Here is an 18,689-nt window from a genome sequence, read left to right as displayed (position 1 = left end):
CGGTTTACTTTGATATGGATGAAAAAAAACCGCCTCCATGAGACGGTTTTTTTAAATAACGATTAATTATGGGCGGTAAATGATTTCGACATCGTAGTCGTCTTCATTCCAATCGTCCCAATCATCATCATCGTCATCAGAGCCTTCTTGCTGCTGCTTGATTTGCTGCTCGTGGTAATCATCCCACTTGAATTCAACCTTGTTCTCTTCTGCAACTTCTTGTGTCAGTTCAACAGGTAGAGATTGGATGAATTCCATCAGATCAAACGTCAGTTGTTGGGTGTTACCTTTATTGATCGCAGAGATTGCGTAATGAGGTTCATCCCAACCCAGTGCTTCGAGTACACGTTCGATTTGCGCTTCAGCATCTTCTTCCGACATAAGATCCATCTTGTTAAAGACGATCCAACGTGGTTTATCGGCCAACTTGTCGCTGTAACGCTGAAGTTCTTCGATGATGGTGAAAGCATTGTCGACAGGATCTGAACCATCAACTGGCATCAGGTCAATCATGTGCAAAAGTACACGACAGCGCTCAAGGTGTTTCAGGAAGCGAATGCCAAGGCCTGCGCCTTCTGCCGCGCCTTCGATCAACCCAGGGATGTCTGCAACAACAAAGCTCTTATCTTGAGCAACACGCACAACACCAAGGCTTGGTACCAAAGTCGTAAACGGGTAATCCGCTACTTTTGGTTTAGCCGCTGATACCGCACGAATAAAGGTAGATTTGCCAGCGTTTGGCAGACCAAGCATACCCACGTCAGCGAGCAGAAGCAGCTCTAAACGCAAGTGACGCAATTCACCTTTGGTACCCATACTTTTTTGGCGTGGTGCACGGTTTACTGACGATTTGAATCGGGTGTTACCCAATCCATGCCAGCCACCTTTTGCAACCATGATCTTCATGTCGTGTTGAGTCAGATCGGCAATCACTTCGCCCGTATCTTCATCAACCGCACGCGTACCAACTGGCACTTTCAATACCAGATCATCACCACGTTTACCGGTACAGTTACCCGCACGACCATTTTCACCACGAAGAGCTGCATGGTAGCGCTCAAAGCGGAAATCAATCAGTGTATTCAGGTTTTCATCAGCAAGCAGATACACATCGCCGCCGTCACCGCCATCGCCGCCATCTGGGCCGCCACGGGGTACATATTTTTCACGACGGAAGCTAACGGTACCGTTACCGCCATCTCCCGCTTCAACGCGGATCACCGCTTCGTCTACAAATTTCATCTTCTTCTCCATACCCAGCACGACCTAACCAAAGGCGAGGTATTACATGTCTTAGGGTTAACATTGGCGATTTAGCAGCACCCTGATGGAGCACTTTGGGCTGATGATCATAATGATCTTAGGATCAAATGCCACACTGCGTTTAATATCGTCATCGATTGTGCACAAACAAAGTTATTCGTGACACCTGTGACGTTTGCGTGACGAGAATCCTACACTCCGTTAAACGAAGTTCACGCAAATATAGCCGCTTAGTCGCCTTTAAACGCTATATATCCAAGTCACGTCAAAGAGGCTATTTGCCTATTCTTAAAAGTCACTTGGATATACAACAAAAAGCCCCGCCGTAAGGCAGGGCTTCAGAATAAGTTCGAGTGCTATTACTCAGCTTCGATACTAATGAACTTACGGTTCTTAGGACCTTTAACTTCGAATTTCACTTTACCATCAGTCAAAGCGAATAGAGTGTGGTCTTTACCGCAACCTACGTTTGTGCCAGCGTGGAATTTAGTACCACGTTGACGAACGATGATGTTACCTGCAAGAACAGATTCACCACCGAAACGCTTAACACCTAGACGTTTGCTTTCTGAATCACGGCCGTTACGAGTAGAACCGCCTGCTTTTTTATGTGCCATTTATCTCTTCTCCTAAATTAAGCGCTGATGCCAGTAATTTTGACTTCAGTGAACCACTGACGGTGGCCCATTTGCTTACGAGAATGCTTACGACGACGGAATTTAACGACTTTAACTTTGTCGCCACGACCGTGAGTAACTACTTCAGCAGTTACTTTACCGCCAGCCAGGAACGGTGCACCAACGGTAACTTCTTCACCGTTAGCAACCAGCAGAACTGAATCAAACTCAACAGTTGAGCCAGTTTCAATGTCTAGCTTTTCCAAGCGAATAGTTTGGCCTTCGCTTACACGGTGTTGTTTACCACCACTTTGGAAAACTGCGTACATGGGTTTCTCCGCATTTACGCACAGCCTACTACGTTTAAAAATTGTGCAGTGAGGGGTGCGCATTTAATTCATCAATAGGGCGCGAATTCTACGGCAAGATTTGTCTACTGGCAAGGGGGCAATGAAAGAAAATTGGCGAAAACCTGTCCACTGTTACTCACCCTTGTTTTTCTAATTAAAGACCCTGTGTCGAGGCTTAAATTTTAGTGTACTATCAACGCAAAAATGACAGCATCGTACTGCATTCTTCCCTTGGACCGGACGCATCAATGGATTTTAACACCATCCAAGCACTTATTGCCGATGACATGGCAAAAGTTGATAAAAAAATACTTGCGCAACTCGATTCAGACGTCGCACTCATCAACCAGCTGGGCTTTTACATCGTCAGCGGTGGCGGCAAACGTCTGAGACCTATGCTCGCCCTTTTGGCTGCCAAATCACTCAATTATCAGGGTGAAGGGCATGTCACTGCTGCCGCGTTTGTTGAATTTATTCACACTGCGACCTTGCTTCACGACGATGTCGTGGATGAATCAGACCTCCGTCGTGGTAAAGCAACCGCAAATGCAATGTTTGGCAATGCTGCCAGCGTGCTAGTGGGCGACTTTATCTATACACGCTCATTTCAGATGATGACTCAGCTTAGATCCTTAAGGATCCTCGATGTCATGAGTGAAGCAACAAACGTGATCGCCGAAGGTGAAGTACTGCAGCTAATGAACTGCAACGATCCTGACACGTCTGAAGAAAGCTACATGCAGGTCATCTACTCAAAAACTGCACGTTTGTTTGAAGCGGCGACACAAATTGGCGCAATCTTGGCTGAAGCACCCGAGCAAATGGAAATCGCACTACAAGATTATGGTCGCTATCTAGGAACCGCTTTCCAATTAATTGACGACGTGATGGATTACACCTCACAAGGCGATGAGATGGGCAAGAATACCGGCGATGATCTTGCGGAAGGCAAACCGACCCTTCCTTTGCTTCACGCCATGGCGAATGGCAATGATCAGCAAGCAGCGATGATCCGAGAAGCGATAGAGCAAGGAAACGGACTTGATAAGCTAGATGCCATATTAGCCTGTATGGAACAAGTCGGATCCCTTGAATACTCGCGTCTTCGTGCTGAAGAAGAAGCAGAGAAAGCCATTCAGGCACTTTCTCCAATTCCTGAGTCTCCTTACAAAGAAGCACTCAAAGCACTTGCTCACCTTTCAGTGAACCGCAAAAAATAACAACGAGAACGCACTTCATCGAAGTGCGTTTTTTTATGTCTGCTCTCTTTATATCTAACTCGTTTTACCTGCATGGCAAGGAGCCTGTTTTGACATCCTTCATTTCCAAAACCACCTTATTACTGACGCTGGCTTTTTTCTTGTCTGGCTGTACGTCGAGCCACCTCCCCTCTGCCACCAATTTTACGAGCTATGAGGATTTTCAAGCGGGACCTGAAGGCGGTGTTGACTTAGTGTGGGCAAGAATAGGCTTACGAGATGCAGAGCGACTAAAGCGAAAGATTGCCCAATATGATGCTGTCGTCATCGATCGAATTTATGTCCTAACCAATGAAGAAAATGCGTTGAGTGACGATCAAATCACCGAGCTCACCACTTACCTCTCAAATCGCCTCAAAAATAAAATCACGCCGTACAAACCTGTTGTCGACGTCCCGACAGCAAACAGCTTACGCCTCAGTATTGCGATCAGTAATGTGGAAACCCCAAACCCTATACTCGCAGTGACCAGTAGCCTACTGCCCGTTGGATTAGGGATTTCAACTATTTCAAAGATCACTACCGGCGAACACACCAACGTGGGTAGCGCGACCATCGAATTGCTCGCCAGTGATGCAAGCACAGACAAACCCCTCTTTGCCGCGATTGATCGCGAAGCAGGAAACAAAGATCTCTCGACGATGATCGATTCACTTGATGACGCGAAAGATGCCATTAACTGGTGGGTAGATCGTTTAGGCCAAACGTTGGAAGGTGAATTTGATCAGAACAATTAATACGCTGACTTTTCGTTTTTTTAAGCGCCGAGCCAAGCAGACGTATTTTGTTAGTGCCACGCCTTAACGCTAGATTAGCACTGCTCACTCTGTCCCAAGACAGCATCAGCAATATGAGCATGCTGCTGTAACTCAAAAATCAGATATAAAAAAAGCGGCTTAGTCAGCCGCTTTTTTTGCTTTTGCTTGTGATTACTTCACAAACTCTTCACCCAAGGTGATGTCTTTACGCAGCGTGTCTAGCATGCTGTCGAGTGCTTCTTGCTCAAATGCACTCAGTGGGCCGTGGTCAAGAATCTCTTCTACGCCATCTTTACCCAAACGAACGGGTTGTGCGAAGAAGCGAGCGTATTTGCCATCGCCTTCAACATATGCACACTCAACAACGTCTTTCTCGCCTTGTGCAGCACGAACCAACGCTAGACCGAAACGGCAAGCCGCTTGACCCATAGAAAGCGTTGCAGAACCGCCGCCCGCTTTAGCTTCAACGACTTCCGTACCCGCATTTTGGATACGAGGCGTCAGTGCTGCTACTTCTTCTTCAGTGAACTCAACACCTTCAACTTGTGAAAGCAGAGGAAGAATCGTTACGCCAGAGTGACCACCAATAACAGGAACACGCACATTGCTTGGATCTTTGCCTTTCAGCTCAGCCACAAACGTTTCTGAACGAATGATATCCAGTGTGGTGATACCGAACAGACGGTTCTTATCGTAAACACCTTTTGCTTTCAGCACTTCAGCAGCAATAGCTACCGTGGTATTTACAGGATTGGTAATAATACCGATCAATGCTTTAGGGCAAACATCAGCGATTTTTTCGCTTAGAGAACGAACGATGCCAGCATTAACATTGAACAGATCTGAACGATCCATACCAGGCTTACGCGCAACACCCGCAGAGATCAACACCACATCAGCACCTTCAAGTGCAGGGGTTGGATCTTCGCCGCTAAAACCTTTAATCGAAACTGGCGTCGGGATGTGGCTTAAATCAACAGCAACACCAGGGGTCACTGGAGCGATGTCATACAAAGCCAGATCTGAACCCGCAGGCAGACGGTTTTTCAAAAGCAGGGCTAAAGCTTGACCAATGCCACCGGCGGCGCCAATCACAGCAACTTTCATCACGTTCTCCTTATTTACGATTATTGTTATATCCAGATCTCAGGACGCAATGGCTCTTCGCGGTTTACGATATAAAGCTGGCCACTGATCCCATTATGTAGACCTAAAAGCATCATACGTGGCTTTAGACAGTGGCGACAAGCTTATCAAGGTTAGGATAAGCCACGCTTCTCATTTTTCTTTTTAATGGCGAACACAGGCCGTTAAAGGTGATAGGTGCGTCACTTTACTGCGGATTTTATTGCCCGCGACTGAATCACTATGCAAAAATGCGCCATCCTGACACGGGCAAGAAAGAAGAAATATGCGTAATTCAGACAAACAAGACCAATTAGTGAAAGCCTTTAAAGCGATCCTAAAAGAAGAAAAATTCAGCTCGCAGGGTGAAATCGTTGATGCGCTCAAAGCGCAGGGTTATGAAAACATTAACCAATCTAAAGTCTCTCGCATGCTGACCAAGTTTGGCGCAGTGCGTACTCGCAACGCAAAAATGGAAATGGTTTACTGCCTGCCAGTCGAACTCGGCGTGCCAACCACCAGCAGCCCACTGAAAGAACTGGTGATGGATATTGATTACAACGATGCACTTGTTGTTATCCATACAGGCCCAGGTGCTGCGCAGCTTATCGCACGTTTGCTTGATTCTTTAGGAAAAGCGGAAGGGATTTTAGGTGTCGTTGCCGGTGATGACACGATCTTCATTACCCCGACTCGTGCCACAACCACCCTTGCACTATTTAATGCCGTTTGTAGCCTGTTCGATTACAGTCGTTAATACGGTAAAAATTGCACAATAAGGCAGGATATTTTTCCAAACGTCCTGCCTATTTTTATTCCCATACATTCACACATTCCTATCAAAACCCATCTCATATTTAAGACTTTTACGTTTTCTTACTTCCAAAGCCTCAAATCGATGTGAAAAGCCATGACAAAATGTACCTCTGGATTTAAATTCCTGATACGGGTTTGTTACAAAATGGCAATCACTTAAAGTGATTTATACTGAACAAACCGCGTGTTATCTGAACTAAGCTTTACAGCTGGCATTGTTAAAGATCTAAAAAATAGCCGTACGCAACGTGCTGAATAGATAACCCGCCTTGACGCAGGTTGATCACATTAGATGTCAGATGTTTTTACACTTTTATTTGCCAATATAGGGACTATGGCATGACGAAGACGACCGAGACACCGCTCGACGCACAAGATATCGTCGCGCAAGCGGACACTGGTGCCCGATCACCTTCAGGGATCCCAGGACGTATCCTTTGGTTCGTTCCATTGTGCTGGTCAATATTCCAGCTCTGGTACGCATCACCATTTACTGTCGCACTAAACGACACCGAAGCACGTTCTATTCACCTTGCGTTTGCCATTTTTCTGGCGTTTACCGCTTATCCGGCACTAAAGAAATCGCCACGAGATCGCATCCCACTGCAAGATTGGGTGTTTGCTCTCGCAGGCAGTTTTTCAGCCGCATACCTTTTCCTGTTCTATTCCGATCTCGCCACGCGCGCAGGCGCACCAACGTCCACTGACATTGTTGTTGCCGTCACGGGTATGGTGCTGCTCCTAGAAGCCACACGCCGAGCACTGGGTCCACCATTGATGGTGGTTGCTGCCGTCTTCTTGATTTACACCTTTGCCGGTCCACACATGCCCGATGTAATCGCGCATAAAGGTGCAAGCCTCAACAAAACCATGTCACACATGTGGCTAACAACCGAAGGTGTCTTTGGTGTTGCTCTGGGTGTATCAACCTCGTTTGTATTCCTCTTTGTTTTGTTCGGTGCATTGCTTGATCGTGCAGGTGCAGGTGGCTACTTCATTAAAGTCGCGTTCTCTTTGCTTGGTCACATGCGTGGCGGCCCAGCAAAGGCCGCGGTTGTTGCGTCAGGTCTGTCAGGCCTCATTTCAGGTTCATCTATCGCCAACGTGGTAACAACAGGTACCTTTACCATTCCGTTGATGAAACGTGTTGGCTTCCCGGGTACAAAAGCAGGTGCGGTCGAAGTTGCAGCGTCAACGAATGGTCAGCTTACGCCACCTATCATGGGTGCAGCGGCGTTTTTGATGGTGGAATACGTCGGTATTCCGTATATCGAAGTGATTAAAGCGGCTATCTTGCCTGCCATCATTTCTTACATCGCACTGATTTATATCGTCCACCTTGAAGCCTGTAAGGCAGGCATGACAGGTTTGCCACGTCGTCATACGTCGACCTTCCTGCAAACCCTGCAAAATATTGTCGTTATCGTGATTGGCATGTGTGTGCTTAGCTTCGCGGTTTACTATGGTATCGGTTGGACAAAAGATGTCTTCGGCGCAGCAGCAAGCCCAATCATTGGCGTGTTGATCTTTGCCGCTTACGTCGCCCTAGTGCGCTACTCTTCACAATTCAAAAAAGAAGCGGTTGAAGATCCTGCCGCCACAGACCTTTCAGAAGTACCCGATCCGGGCCCGACTGTTCGTTCTGGCCTTTATTACTTGCTGCCTATCGTCGTGCTGGTTTGGTGTTTGATGGTAGAGCGCTTCTCGCCAGGCCTGTCTGCGTTCTGGGCAACCTTGTTCATGATGTTCATCGTTGTTACTCAACGTCCACTGATGGCTTTCTTCCGCAAAGAAGGTGAGTTTGCCCAAGCCGTGAAAGATGGCTTTGTCGACTTAGCAGAAGGCTTTGTCGCGGGTGCTCGCAACATGATCGGTATTGGTGTAGCAACAGCTGCAGCAGGTATCGTTGTAGGCGTGGTTACTCTAACGGGCATCGGCTTGGTCATGACCGACTTCGTTGAGTTTATCTCTGGCGGTAACATCATTCTGATGCTGCTCTTTACGGCCGTGATCAGCTTGATCTTGGGTATGGGTCTGCCAACTACCGCAAACTACATCGTGGTATCTACTTTGATGGCGCCAGTGATCGTGACATTGGGAGCACAAGAAGGCCTGATCATTCCATTGATTGCGGTCCACTTGTTCGTGTTCTACTTCGGTATCCTTGCAGATGACACGCCACCCGTTGGCTTGGCGGCATTTGCCGCGGCAGCTATCGCGAAATCCGACCCCATCAAAACCGGTATCCAAGGCTTTACCTACGATATACGAACCGCGATTTTGCCATTCATGTTCATCTTCAATACACAGCTGTTGTTGATGGATCTTGATGGACCTCTGCATCTGTTCCTTACCATCTTCTCAGCCGTCGTCGCCATGTTGGTGTTCTCCGCCGCCACTCAAGGTTGGTGGCTGACCAAGAACAAATGGTACGAAACGGTACTGATGCTATTAATCACGTTCGCGCTGTTCCGCCCTGGTTTCTTCTGGGATGAGCTGTACGCACCAACGAATGATTACGCGGGTACAGAAATCATCAAGGTGGCAGAAACATTGCCTGATGGCCAAACCCTGAACATTCAAGTGAAGGGCGAGAATATCGACGGCAACATCGTCACTAAACACGTTCACCTGCCTGTTGATACCGCACAAGCAGAAGGCTTGGCGCGAGTATTGTCGACAGGTCTAGAACTGCGTGACGAAGACGGTGGCAAGTACATCGACATGATTCAATTCGGTAGCCCAGCAGAAAAAGCAGGCATCGACTTCGATTGGGAAGTGGTTCAAGTCAGCACACCTGCTGAACGACCAATGAAAGAATGGGTATTTGTACCGACCTTATTGCTACTGGCAGCTTTGGGCTGGAATCAACGTCGCCGCCTGAAGCAAACGGCATAACAACGGTTGGGGCCTTGCGCCCCACCGGATCACTTTAAGAAAAGAGAGTGTAATCCATGTATAAGCACATTCTGGTCCCTATTGATTTGAATGATGAGCACTTCGGTGACAAAGCTGTCGAACATGCCGTTTGGTTAGCAGGACAAACAGGGGCAACCTTGCACTTACTGACCGCACTACCCGGTATTCATAACTCCATGGTCGCATCATACTTCCCTGAAGATGCTGCGCAGAAAATGAAGCAAGATGTTCATGACAACCTAAAAGCGTTTGCCATACGAATGATCCCAGAGGGCATTGCCTACGATTATTCCGTCGCCGAAGGCAAACCCTATAAGGTAATAGTGAAGTCAGCTGAGCGTCTTGGCTGTGATTTGATTGTCATGCCAAGCCACAAGCGCTCGCGTGCCAACAAGCTGCTGATCGGTTCTGTTGCGACCAAAGTGCTGGAGCAATCCAAAGTCAACGTATTGATTTTGAAGCCTCAGCAAAACTGATTGGTCTTACCAAAGTAAGAACGAAAAAAGGGCGGTATCTACCGCCCTTTTTAATTTCGCCAACGCTGATTCGAAGCGGACTACCTTTTCTTTAGAACCCATCCCCGCTCACCTTCATGGCCGCTGATCGTATCCCCAGCGCGGCACCAAGCCTTGCTCAACACCAAGATGATCCAAAATACGCGCAACCATGAAATCAACCAGATCGTCGATCGTTTGAGGTTGATGATAAAACCCTGGCGCAGCGGGCATGATGGTCACACCCATCTTAGAAAGCTTGAGCATGTTCTCTAAATGCAGCGTTGAAAATGGTGTTTCACGCACCACCAACAACAGTTGGCCACGCTCTTTGAGCACCACGTCCGCAGCGCGTTCCGCCAAGTTGTCTGACATGCCATGAGCAATCGCCGCGAGCGATCCCGCCGAGCACGGGCACACCACCATCTGTTTAGGGGCGGCAGAGCCAGAGGCTACCGGCGAAAACCAATCTTCCTTGCCACACACCACCAACTTATCTGTCGACACAGTAAGGTGCTTTGTGAGCATCTCTTTTGCGGCATCTGGGCCTGAGGGCAGCTTTAAACCATGTTCAGTCGCCAGAACCACACGCGCCGCAGATGAAATCAACAGATAGACTTCGTAGTCTGCCGCCAATAAACATTCCAACAAGCGAATGCCATAAGGCGCGCCAGAAGCGCCACTCCACGCGAGCGTAATGCGTTTATCGTTTTTCGCCGAATTAACCATGCGCCTCCAAGGTGTCACGGTTTGAGGTTCTGTTTTCTAACGCCGTTTTCAGTTTGTCATGAATGCCGCCGAAACCGCCGTTACTCATCACCAATACCACGTCGTCGCTGTCCACGTTTGCCGCCATATGAGCAACTAGCGCGTCAATGTCATCAAAGCACTCGGACGGCGCTTTACACGCATCGCCAACCTCTTTCACCGACCATTTGATGTGGTCAGGTTGAAACAAGGTGACGGTGTCAGCGCTGTCCAAAGAAGGGGCGATATCATCTTTATGTACGCCAAGCTTCATGGTGTTGGATCTTGGTTCAAGGATCGCATGAATACGTCGCTTACCCACTTTGGCACGTAAACCTTCCAATGTGGTTTTGATGGCCGTTGGGTGATGGGCGAAATCGTCATACACGGTCACGCCAGCGAAATCACCTTTGTGCTCAAGGCGGCGTTTTGTGTTGATGAACGACCCTAGCGATTCACAAGCCAAATCAGGCGTAACGCCAACATGGCGAGCCGCCGCGATGGTCATCAGTGCGTTGCTAACGTTGTGATCGCCAATCAAGTCCCACTTGACCGTGCCAACACGCTCGCCTTCAAACCACACATCAAATTCACTGCCATCAGCAACACGTTTTTCGGCTTTCCACAGGCCATCTTCACCCGCAAATTCAAGCTCGCTCCAACATCCCATGTCTAAGGTGTCTTTGACATTCACATCCTCAGCAGGGGCAATGATGCGACCAAGACTTGGAACCGTTCGCACCAAATGGTGGAATTGACGTTTTATCGCAGCAAGATCGTCAAAGATGTCAGCATGATCGAATTCAAGGTTATTCAAAATCAATGTGCGTGGATGGTAGTGAACGAACTTCGATCGTTTGTCGAAAAAGGCACTGTCATACTCGTCCGCTTCCACCACGAAGAACATGTTTTCACCCAATCGCGCTGACACGCCGAAGTTGCCCGGCACACCGCCAATCAAAAAGCCTGGCTGATAACCGCAATCTTCTAGCACCCATGCCAGCATGCTGGCAGTGGTGGTTTTGCCGTGCGTTCCCGCCACCGCTAGTACCCAGCGATCTTTAAGCAAAAATTCGAGTAACCACTGCGGGCCAGACGTGTAATTGAGGTTTTTGTCGAGGACATATTCAACACATGGATTACCACGGCTCATTGCATTGCCAACAACGACAAGATCGGGCGCAGGATCGAGCTGAGAAGGATCGTAACCTTGAATAATCTCGATCCCTTGAGATTCAAGCAATGTGCTCATTGGAGGATACACATTGGCGTCACAGCCTGTGACTTTATGGCCCAGTTGTCGGGCTAAGATGGCCGCGCCACCCATAAAGGTGCCACAAATCCCTAAAATATGTATATGCATAACGCTTCGTCAGCCTTGAAAGTCACTTTGTCTTGGTTTGCACCGCGCTGCGATCACAGTTCCAAGCTCGTTCAAATTACTTCGTTACTATTAAAAAGTTCTACACTTTAAACTCGGTAACAAGTTGATTTACTGTTCAGATGTTGCGCAATTCTTGAGTGTCCTTCTGTTTGGCACCCGTCTTATGTCTACATTGAAAGAGTAACTCAACTTATGAAAGCACAGAGCATTTTCGCCTATCGCTTGCGGCGTGTGTTTCTTTGTTTTCAAGCATCTTACCCAAGAATTTAGTTACAGACATCAAAAGGATCTGAAATGTCCGATATGCGTACACTCGGGGAGTTCATCGTTGAAAAGCAGCATGAATACCCACATGCCAGTGGCGAACTGAGCTCGTTACTGTCCTCTATCCGTTTAGCCGCAAAAATCGTTCACCGTGAAATCAACAAAGCAGGATTGGTTGATATCACGGGTGCATTTGGTAGTGAGAATGTGCAAGGCGAACAACAACAAAAACTCGACGTCTATGCCAATGAAAAGTTTAAGTCAGCCATGGCTGCACGTGATCAGGTATGTGGTGTTGCCAGCGAAGAAGAAGATGACGCGGTCATTTTCGACAACGCACAAGGACACAACGCCAAATACGTTATTTTGATGGATCCCCTCGACGGTTCCTCCAACATCGACGTTAACGTCTCAGTGGGGACTATCTTTTCGATCTATCGCCGCGTCTCACCGATTGGCGGCTCGGCAACCATGGAAGATTTTCTGCAGCCTGGCAATCAACAAGTCGCAGCGGGCTATATCATCTATGGTTCATCCACCATGTTAGTTTATACAACGGGTAACGGCGTTCATGGTTTCACCTATGACCCATCCATCGGGGTATTCTGCCTGTCGCATGAGAACATGCGCATTCCAGACCAAGGCACCATGTACTCGATCAACGAAGGGAACTACATCAAGTTCCCATTGGGTGTGAAGAAGTACCTAAAATACTGCCAAGAAAACGAACCTGAAGATAACCGCCCTTACACGTCGCGTTATATCGGGTCTTTGGTGTCAGACTTTCACCGCAACATGTTGAAAGGGGGTATCTACCTTTACCCAAGCACGGCGGCCTACCCAAGCGGTAAGCTTCGCTTATTGTATGAGTGCAATCCGATGTCATTCATCATGGAGCAAGCGGGCGGCAAAGCGTCTGACGGCGAGCAACGCATTTTGGATATCAAGCCGACTGAACTTCACCAACGTGTCCCCTACTTTGTAGGCTCAACCGACATGGTGAACAAAGTGGAAGAGTTCTTAAGAGACAATCCTGATCAGGATTAAGACATGAAAAAGCCCGCGAAAGCGGGCTTTTCTTACTTAGCATCGACGTTTTATGGCCGAACCATACCTACTTGATACTGAACTGATAAAGCAGATCTACCGCATTGTCCGCACCCGATACCGCTTCAAGATACAAATCTGTCAGCAAACGATAGCGCACGGTAAATTCAGGCAAACTGGTGAAAATACCCACACCATATTTCACTTGCAGGCCGGGTAGTATGTAGCCCGACACCTCCACCATCTCATCATTACCGCTGCCAGATGTGTCCACACTTAAATCTTGTACGCCAAACGCTTCACCGATTTGCCCTACCAGCTTGCCGCTTTGAGACAGCCCAAGGCCAATCAGCATGGACGTCATCGCATTGCCATCGGATTCACTATCGAGATTTTGTCCCCGCGTAAGGTAAGAGAGCGCGTTGGCTTGTGGCATCGCAGGTTCAGAGAACACGCTCACCTCAGGCGCATCAGCGGGACCGGTTACTCGAATACCCGCTTCAACCCCATCATCAATCGCATCAGGGTTTCGGATCGCCTCAACTTGAAGATACGGCTGCTCTGGTGGCCCATTAAACAGGATTTGACCCTTTTGGATCAGCAAGTCCTGACCAAACGATCGATACGTCCCTTCCTCTAAATTGATTTCGCCGCTAACGCTTGGGCCTTTACTGTTGCTGCCTACGTCGAGCTTACCTACCAAATTCGTTCTTAAACCAAAAGCTTCAAGTCGGACATCGTCCCCAATGTTGACACCAATTTTGGCGTTAATCGTGATAGGAGAAGCTTCATTTTCACTAATGGGTTTAAGCTCATTATTCAAAATGACCACATCACTGGAAACCTGTACCGCTGACGGAGGAAGAGACTCCACAACTATTCTTCCCCAAGGCACAGACACATTGCCCGTAACATCGATTTTCTTTGGCGTCGCTTTCAACGTCATATCTGGACTGACTTCAAGCGCTACCATAGGTGGAACCACGACTTTCAGACGCTGACCTTTCACATTCAAAGACGCGAGCCAAGCATTGATATCTCGCCAATCCGCATCCCCTAACAACACCAAATCGCCATCGGGCGTTTTAATATCACCGTTAATACGCCCTTGCTGGCCGAACAATCCAATCGTGACATGTCCTTGTTTCACTTCCACGGGCGCAGACAAGCTTTGTAGTTTCAGATCGGTCAACTTGATACTGCCCGTTGCGTTAGGCGCATCAAGATCGCCAGTGATCTTCACGCTACCATTGATCATTCCCGCAAGCTCCGTGTCCTCACCAAGTAAAGGTGCCAACAGATCGAGGTTAAGCGCGTCAATATCAAATGTGCTTTCTAACGCTCGCTTCGTGCCTGTTAAATTGCTCATTAACGCTTTGAGCGAAATAGAGCCATTGTTGGTTACGTCAATCAATACGTCGGCATTGAGCTTGTCATCTTTGAGCGTGGCGTTCACCGTACTTTGGTTCCAACCTAGCGTGAACGGTTGGTCGAGTTGCTCTACAATCTGTCCTTTATCGAGAGTAATATTCGCCTTGACTGTCGGCAGCACATTAGGCTGCCACGCAACATCTGCATTGGCATCAAGTTGACCTGATAACGTGGTCGTGACAGGTAAGAAAGACTGAAGTATATCGAGATTAAAATCGACGATAGACACTTGTGCCGCGCCACGATCAGAGACTGAAATCGGCTTATCCAAGCAAACGCGGCTTTGACCTTGCGTCCAACAAAAAGCGCCGACATCGACTTGGCCGGTTTTCAATTCATAGCCCAGAGGTACATCGTTTTCGAGCTTCCAAGGGCCAACTGGCGTGGTGAGTTTGGAAGCATACAGCGTGCCTTTCCAACCCTTATCGCGATCTAGACTGCCTCGCAGTGCGATATCCACGCCAACAGGTTTACCTTCTAACGACAGTGATACCGTTTGATCTTTCTCATCGCCCGACGCACGCAACGACAACTGAGAAACATCCACACCGTCGGCTTTCAGGCCTGACACATCCACAATCAAACCACCGCCCACGATAGGCAGCGGTGTCACCGACCCTCGCACATTCACGCTTTGCACCGTGACTTGGTCTTCCCAGCGCAGCGTCTTAGCATTTAGCGTCATCGCGGCCGTTGGCTTATCAAGCGTTCCAGACAACGACACATCACCTAGCACACTACCTCCGGCTTGCGGCAAAGACGCAGACAATGTGGGTAGATTGAGTTTCACTGCAAGGTCGAGTTCTTTGTCGATTTTGCCCGTGACAGAGACCTTGTTCGGGCCATGAGCTAACAACAAGCCGTTCGTCTCAACCTTTAAGTCGCCGCTGCCTTTAACGTCAGAGGCATCAACCTGCCCCGCTAACGTCAACGCTTGGTCGCGAATAATGCCTTGAATATCCAATTCAGGGAGCGTCACTTTCCAGCCCCCTTGAGCCGTCAATTCACCCGCATTTTTCACCTTGCCCGTGAGTTTCCCTTCCGCTTCAGGCCACTTGATCCCCGGTTGAATATCAGTGAAATCGAGTGCCGTTTTCCACTTCACCCGGTCAGCCCAGCTCACCGTGGCCGACCCTGCCACGTTTCCGCCTAGGGTATCCAATGAAAAATCACTCAGTGAAATTTCGGACAAATTGCCACGGAGTTTCGTGAATAGCGCCATATCAGGGATTACATCCCCAGTGGCTGAGGTTTTTAGTGACGCGCTGTAGCGCTTGAGACTGCCGTTCGCGTTGAGCGCCGTTGACGTCAATCGATACTCCGCAGGCTTATCAATCGGCCATTGCAGATTTCGACTGGTCAGCATCAGCTTAAAGGGCAAGTTCGGATCGAGCGCATTCAGGTTGCCTGAAAGGTTCGCTTTCAATGTGCCATTGAGCTGCGCCCCTAACGCTAAAGCGGACAGATCGCCGCTCGCATCCAGAGAGAGTGAATGCCCACCTAATGGAGGCATGCGAATGCTCGCATCAGCCACCAGCTTAAGCGGGTAGTTTCCTTTCAGAGCAATGTCAGCGTTCAGGGACACTTTGCCCTGCTCAGCATCAAGCACTAACTCTGAGAGAGAAACATCGCTGCCACCGGCTTTCCCCACCAGCAGAAACTGATGAATCACCTGCTTTTCTGGCAGAAAGAGCGTCGCGTCGCTAAGTTCAAATCGCTCCAACACAACGTTTAGCGGTAATGACACCTCAGGCAAAATAAGAGGCGAATCACCATCATCTTTTTTGCTCTGATTGCTGGCATCATCAGACGCTTTCACTTGGCGATTGCTTGATGATGCTAACTCCACCATCACGCCCTTCCATAGCGTCGGCTTAAACGTCAGCGTGCTACGCTGCATTTGCGCGTCCGTGGTCAGCGTATCCCAATGCACCTTAGTCCCTAGGATATCGAGCGATATATCACTCAGTGACACACCTTTTAGGAAAACAGGAATGGGAGACGAAATCTCAGTCAGCGGCTCAGACGTCGTTTCGGGAGCGGGATCAGCGCTAGGCTCACTCTCTTTTACAACAACAGAAAGCCCCTCAGCTTCAAGCTCTTCAATGCACAGTGCAGGGCCACTCAAACATTTGCTCTCTATGTCGAGAGACAGAGATTTTCCGGTCAGCGAAAACGCAGTGTCTTGATAGGACAGCCCCTCAAGGGTAAAGCCATTGAGGAGCGCGCCTTGGCTACGCTCAATCGTCAACTCAGGTAACGCCTCTTGCGCAGCCCAAACCGCAATTCTCACGCCTGCTGGCGTTAGCAATAGTGTCCCTACGGTTAACACAATCAGAACCAATAAAATCACGATGGCAACGGCAAAACGATTCAACCAACGCATTACAATTCCGGCCCTAAACTAAAGTGGATCATGAAGTTATCATCTTTGTTCTCAAATCCATGTGCGACATCCAAACTGATGGGACCAACAGGAGACTCCCAACGCACACCAATACCTGCTGACGTTTTCCAGTCAGGAGAACTGCTGGTCCACGCATCACCGGCATCGGTAAACAAGGCTGCCCACCAATTGCCAGAAACACGATAATTGTATTCCAGCGATCCGGTCGCTAAGTAGCTACCACCTTCCAGTCGACCTTCTTCATCTTTCGGCGAAATTGACTCATAACTGTAACCGCGAATGCTATTGTCACCACCGGCAAAAAAGCGCAGTGACGGTGGTACGCGCTCAAACTCATCGGTAAACACGCCACCGCCACCAGCGCGAAAAATGAAGCGATTATTTTGGTTAAGGCTACGAATCCAAGCCGTTTGACCCACTACCCGATAGAGATTGATATCCGACCCCCAGATTGGATCGGCCATCTCGAATGTAATCGACTGTTTATCTCCCCATGTCGGCATCGCGCCGCCACGGCTTCGCACCCGTGAAAAGTTAATACCCGGCAATATGAGGTTAGAAATGTCCGACACACCCGCTTGGGTGTAATCCGAATACAGCCAACGCAAGTACACGGATCGTTGCCAGCCGGTGTCGTATTTCCAATGGCGAGAGACTGACGACGTTAACTCCAAGCTTTTGGTGTCATTGTTATCAACGTTTTCAAGACCCACTTGCACTTGATAATACTCACGCTGAACGTCGGCCAGCGGGATTTTATAGGTAGATTCAAGTGTTTGCTTAGGGCTAGACACGTACAAGTCAGTATTCAAACTGTGGCCACGGCTATTAAACCACGGTTTTTTCCAGCCGATTTTGACTCGTGGCCCCACGTCCGTGGAGTAACCAATACCCGTTTCAAATTGATTTCGCGGAGCAGGCTCCAAGCTCACGGAGATAGGCACACGATCATCTCGTAGCTCGTTCAAACCCGCTTCCACCAACACAGAAGAAAACCATCCGGTATTGGCCAATGCTTGGTTAAACGCCCCCAGATCGCTGACCAAATAAGGGTCACCTTCTTTGAACGTCAGCATACTGCTCAAACGCTCTTCGTTAATTTGGGTATTGTGATAGTAAACATTGCCAAAGTGATAACGCATGCCACTGTTGAAATGAAGCCGCAGAAATGCCTGATGACGACCGGGGGCAACCTCCAAACGAGTCAGCGTGTAGTCCGCATCAAAATATCCCCTGCGTATGGCAAGACTTTGAATTGCAGACTTTAAAGCGTCATATTTTCCTTGGTTAAGGACTTCGCCTTCTTTGGGGGCACCTTCCAGTAAGGTTTTGAAAGCAGGATCTTTTTTAGCATCTCCGCTAAGCTGAATATCAACCTCTGAAATAATTATTGGCTGACCTGGGTCTATATTCAGCACGACCGTCGCATCGGTCTCTGATTGATCCTCGACAGAGTAGGTAATTTGAGGCGAGTAATAGCCTAATGCTTGTAAGGCTTTCTCGATTTCATCAGTCACACGAGCTTGCAGGCGAAAGTTAAGGCGACGCTCGTTCTCTGGAATTGCATCGATATAAACACGGACGTTATCCGCCAATGCGTCATCAAGACCTTTGATATCGAAGTCAACATCGGCGTTGGCTACTCCAGGTATCCATACCGCACTACTAAGTAACCAAGATATTAATCGTTTTTTAATCATTTACCGTACGTTCTCTCTCATCCTGAGAGCCATTTTAATTCTTACTGAACAATATGACCCCTGATATACACCGTTGTTTTGTTGCAAAGTTGCACCAAAGCACGATAA

Annotated in this window: 14 protein-coding genes; 6 read left to right on the top strand and 8 right to left on the bottom strand. The window is 48.5% G+C overall.

Annotated elements, in window-relative coordinates; all coding sequences use genetic code 11:
- Positions 1 to 66 precede the first annotated feature (66 nt).
- The 3 genes from cgtA to rplU all read right to left on the bottom strand — a co-directional run bounded on the left by cgtA (position 67) and on the right by rplU (position 2,209).
- The gene (gene cgtA / locus Q365_RS0111715) at positions 67 to 1,242 is read right to left on the bottom strand and encodes an Obg family GTPase CgtA (RefSeq protein ID WP_028023519.1); all 1,176 of its coding nucleotides are present in this window, start codon (positions 1,240 to 1,242) and stop codon (positions 67 to 69) included.
- 380 nt (positions 1,243 to 1,622) lie between these two features.
- Positions 1,623 to 1,880, bottom strand: a complete 258-nt coding sequence (rpmA, locus tag Q365_RS0111710) for a 50S ribosomal protein L27 (protein WP_028023518.1) — start codon at positions 1,878 to 1,880, stop codon at positions 1,623 to 1,625.
- A gap of 17 nt (positions 1,881 to 1,897) precedes the next feature.
- Positions 1,898 to 2,209 carry a 50S ribosomal protein L21 gene (gene rplU, locus Q365_RS0111705; RefSeq protein WP_028023517.1) on the bottom strand — a complete coding sequence of 104 codons (312 nt, stop codon included), beginning with the start codon at positions 2,207 to 2,209 and terminating at the stop codon, positions 1,898 to 1,900.
- A gap of 269 nt (positions 2,210 to 2,478) precedes the next feature.
- Here rplU and ispB point away from each other — a divergent pair, with 269 nt between their 5' ends.
- Both ispB and Q365_RS0111695 read left to right on the top strand, forming a co-directional pair.
- Positions 2,479 to 3,450: an octaprenyl diphosphate synthase gene (ispB, locus tag Q365_RS0111700; RefSeq protein WP_028023516.1), complete on the top strand. Its 972-nt coding sequence runs from the start codon at positions 2,479 to 2,481 to the stop codon at positions 3,448 to 3,450.
- Between the two features lie 89 nt (positions 3,451 to 3,539).
- Complete coding sequence (locus tag Q365_RS0111695) at positions 3,540 to 4,226, top strand: DUF3313 domain-containing protein (protein WP_028023515.1); 687 nt, start codon at positions 3,540 to 3,542, stop codon at positions 4,224 to 4,226.
- 192 nt (positions 4,227 to 4,418) lie between these two features.
- Here the strand turns inward: Q365_RS0111695 and mdh are convergent, their stop codons facing one another.
- Positions 4,419 to 5,354, bottom strand: a complete 936-nt coding sequence (mdh, locus tag Q365_RS0111690; protein ID WP_028023514.1) for a malate dehydrogenase — start codon at positions 5,352 to 5,354, stop codon at positions 4,419 to 4,421.
- Positions 5,355 to 5,658: 304 nt separating this feature from the next.
- On the opposite strand from mdh, the gene argR reads away from it, so the two are divergent.
- From argR to Q365_RS0111675, 3 genes are all read left to right on the top strand, one after another.
- The gene (gene argR, locus Q365_RS0111685) at positions 5,659 to 6,129 is read left to right on the top strand and encodes a transcriptional regulator ArgR (protein ID WP_028023513.1); all 471 of its coding nucleotides are present in this window, start codon (positions 5,659 to 5,661) and stop codon (positions 6,127 to 6,129) included.
- A gap of 398 nt (positions 6,130 to 6,527) precedes the next feature.
- On the top strand, positions 6,528 to 9,086 hold the full coding sequence (locus tag Q365_RS0111680) for a TRAP transporter permease (RefSeq protein ID WP_028023512.1): 2,559 nt from the start codon (positions 6,528 to 6,530) through the stop codon (positions 9,084 to 9,086).
- A 56-nt stretch (positions 9,087 to 9,142) separates the two neighbouring features.
- Entirely contained in the window at positions 9,143 to 9,583 is a 441-nt protein-coding gene (locus tag Q365_RS0111675; protein WP_028023511.1) for a universal stress protein, read from the top strand.
- 114 nt (positions 9,584 to 9,697) lie between these two features.
- On the opposite strand, the gene Q365_RS0111670 is transcribed toward Q365_RS0111675, so the two are convergent.
- A complete protein-coding gene (locus Q365_RS0111670) occupies positions 9,698 to 10,330 on the bottom strand; it encodes a flavin prenyltransferase UbiX (protein ID WP_028023510.1) in 633 nt (210 codons plus the stop codon).
- Positions 10,323 to 11,711 carry a UDP-N-acetylmuramate:L-alanyl-gamma-D-glutamyl-meso-diaminopimelate ligase gene (gene mpl, locus Q365_RS0111665; protein WP_081796234.1) on the bottom strand — a complete coding sequence of 463 codons (1,389 nt, stop codon included), beginning with the start codon at positions 11,709 to 11,711 and terminating at the stop codon, positions 10,323 to 10,325. The genes Q365_RS0111670 and mpl overlap by 8 nt, the downstream gene beginning before the upstream one ends.
- A 315-nt stretch (positions 11,712 to 12,026) precedes the next feature.
- Between mpl and fbp the strand changes: the two genes are divergently transcribed.
- Entirely contained in the window at positions 12,027 to 13,043 is a 1,017-nt protein-coding gene (fbp, locus tag Q365_RS0111660; RefSeq protein WP_028023508.1) for a class 1 fructose-bisphosphatase, read from the top strand.
- 67 nt (positions 13,044 to 13,110) lie between these two features.
- Here fbp and tamB read toward each other — a convergent pair whose 3' ends face one another.
- On the bottom strand, positions 13,111 to 16,860 hold the full coding sequence (tamB, locus tag Q365_RS0111655) for an autotransporter assembly complex protein TamB (RefSeq protein WP_028023507.1): 3,750 nt from the start codon (positions 16,858 to 16,860) through the stop codon (positions 13,111 to 13,113).
- On the bottom strand, positions 16,860 to 18,581 hold the full coding sequence (gene tamA / locus Q365_RS0111650) for an autotransporter assembly complex protein TamA (protein ID WP_028023506.1): 1,722 nt from the start codon (positions 18,579 to 18,581) through the stop codon (positions 16,860 to 16,862). Before tamA ends, tamB begins: the two co-directional genes overlap by 1 nt.
- Positions 18,582 to 18,689: the final 108 nt, after the last annotated feature.

This window comes from Enterovibrio calviensis DSM 14347, from assembly GCF_000621165.1.
In the GTDB taxonomy this organism is placed as follows: domain Bacteria; phylum Pseudomonadota; class Gammaproteobacteria; order Enterobacterales; family Vibrionaceae; genus Enterovibrio; species Enterovibrio calviensis.
The sequence above is the reverse complement of the archived record's forward strand: the minus strand, read 5'-3'. Positions and strand labels throughout refer to the sequence as shown.

What these genes read in the sequence shown, in the direction of transcription:
- mpl (WP_081796234.1), bottom strand. Translation starts at nt 11,711, where the DNA reads ATGCATATACATATTTTAGGGATTTGTGGCACCTTTATGGGTGGCGCG.
- fbp (WP_028023508.1), top strand. Translation starts at nt 12,027, where the DNA reads ATGTCCGATATGCGTACACTCGGGGAGTTCATCGTTGAAAAGCAGCAT.
- Q365_RS0111670 (WP_028023510.1), bottom strand. Translation starts at nt 10,330, where the DNA reads ATGGTTAATTCGGCGAAAAACGATAAACGCATTACGCTCGCGTGGAGT.
- rpmA (WP_028023518.1), bottom strand. Translation starts at nt 1,880, where the DNA reads ATGGCACATAAAAAAGCAGGCGGTTCTACTCGTAACGGCCGTGATTCA.
- argR (WP_028023513.1), top strand. Translation starts at nt 5,659, where the DNA reads ATGCGTAATTCAGACAAACAAGACCAATTAGTGAAAGCCTTTAAAGCG.
- mdh (WP_028023514.1), bottom strand. Translation starts at nt 5,354, where the DNA reads ATGAAAGTTGCTGTGATTGGCGCCGCCGGTGGCATTGGTCAAGCTTTA.
- cgtA (WP_028023519.1), bottom strand. Translation starts at nt 1,242, where the DNA reads ATGAAATTTGTAGACGAAGCGGTGATCCGCGTTGAAGCGGGAGATGGC.
- tamA (WP_028023506.1), bottom strand. Translation starts at nt 18,581, where the DNA reads ATGATTAAAAAACGATTAATATCTTGGTTACTTAGTAGTGCGGTATGG.
- Q365_RS0111675 (WP_028023511.1), top strand. Translation starts at nt 9,143, where the DNA reads ATGTATAAGCACATTCTGGTCCCTATTGATTTGAATGATGAGCACTTC.
- tamB (WP_028023507.1), bottom strand. Translation starts at nt 16,860, where the DNA reads ATGCGTTGGTTGAATCGTTTTGCCGTTGCCATCGTGATTTTATTGGTT.
- ispB (WP_028023516.1), top strand. Translation starts at nt 2,479, where the DNA reads ATGGATTTTAACACCATCCAAGCACTTATTGCCGATGACATGGCAAAA.
- rplU (WP_028023517.1), bottom strand. Translation starts at nt 2,209, where the DNA reads ATGTACGCAGTTTTCCAAAGTGGTGGTAAACAACACCGTGTAAGCGAA.
- Q365_RS0111680 (WP_028023512.1), top strand. Translation starts at nt 6,528, where the DNA reads ATGACGAAGACGACCGAGACACCGCTCGACGCACAAGATATCGTCGCG.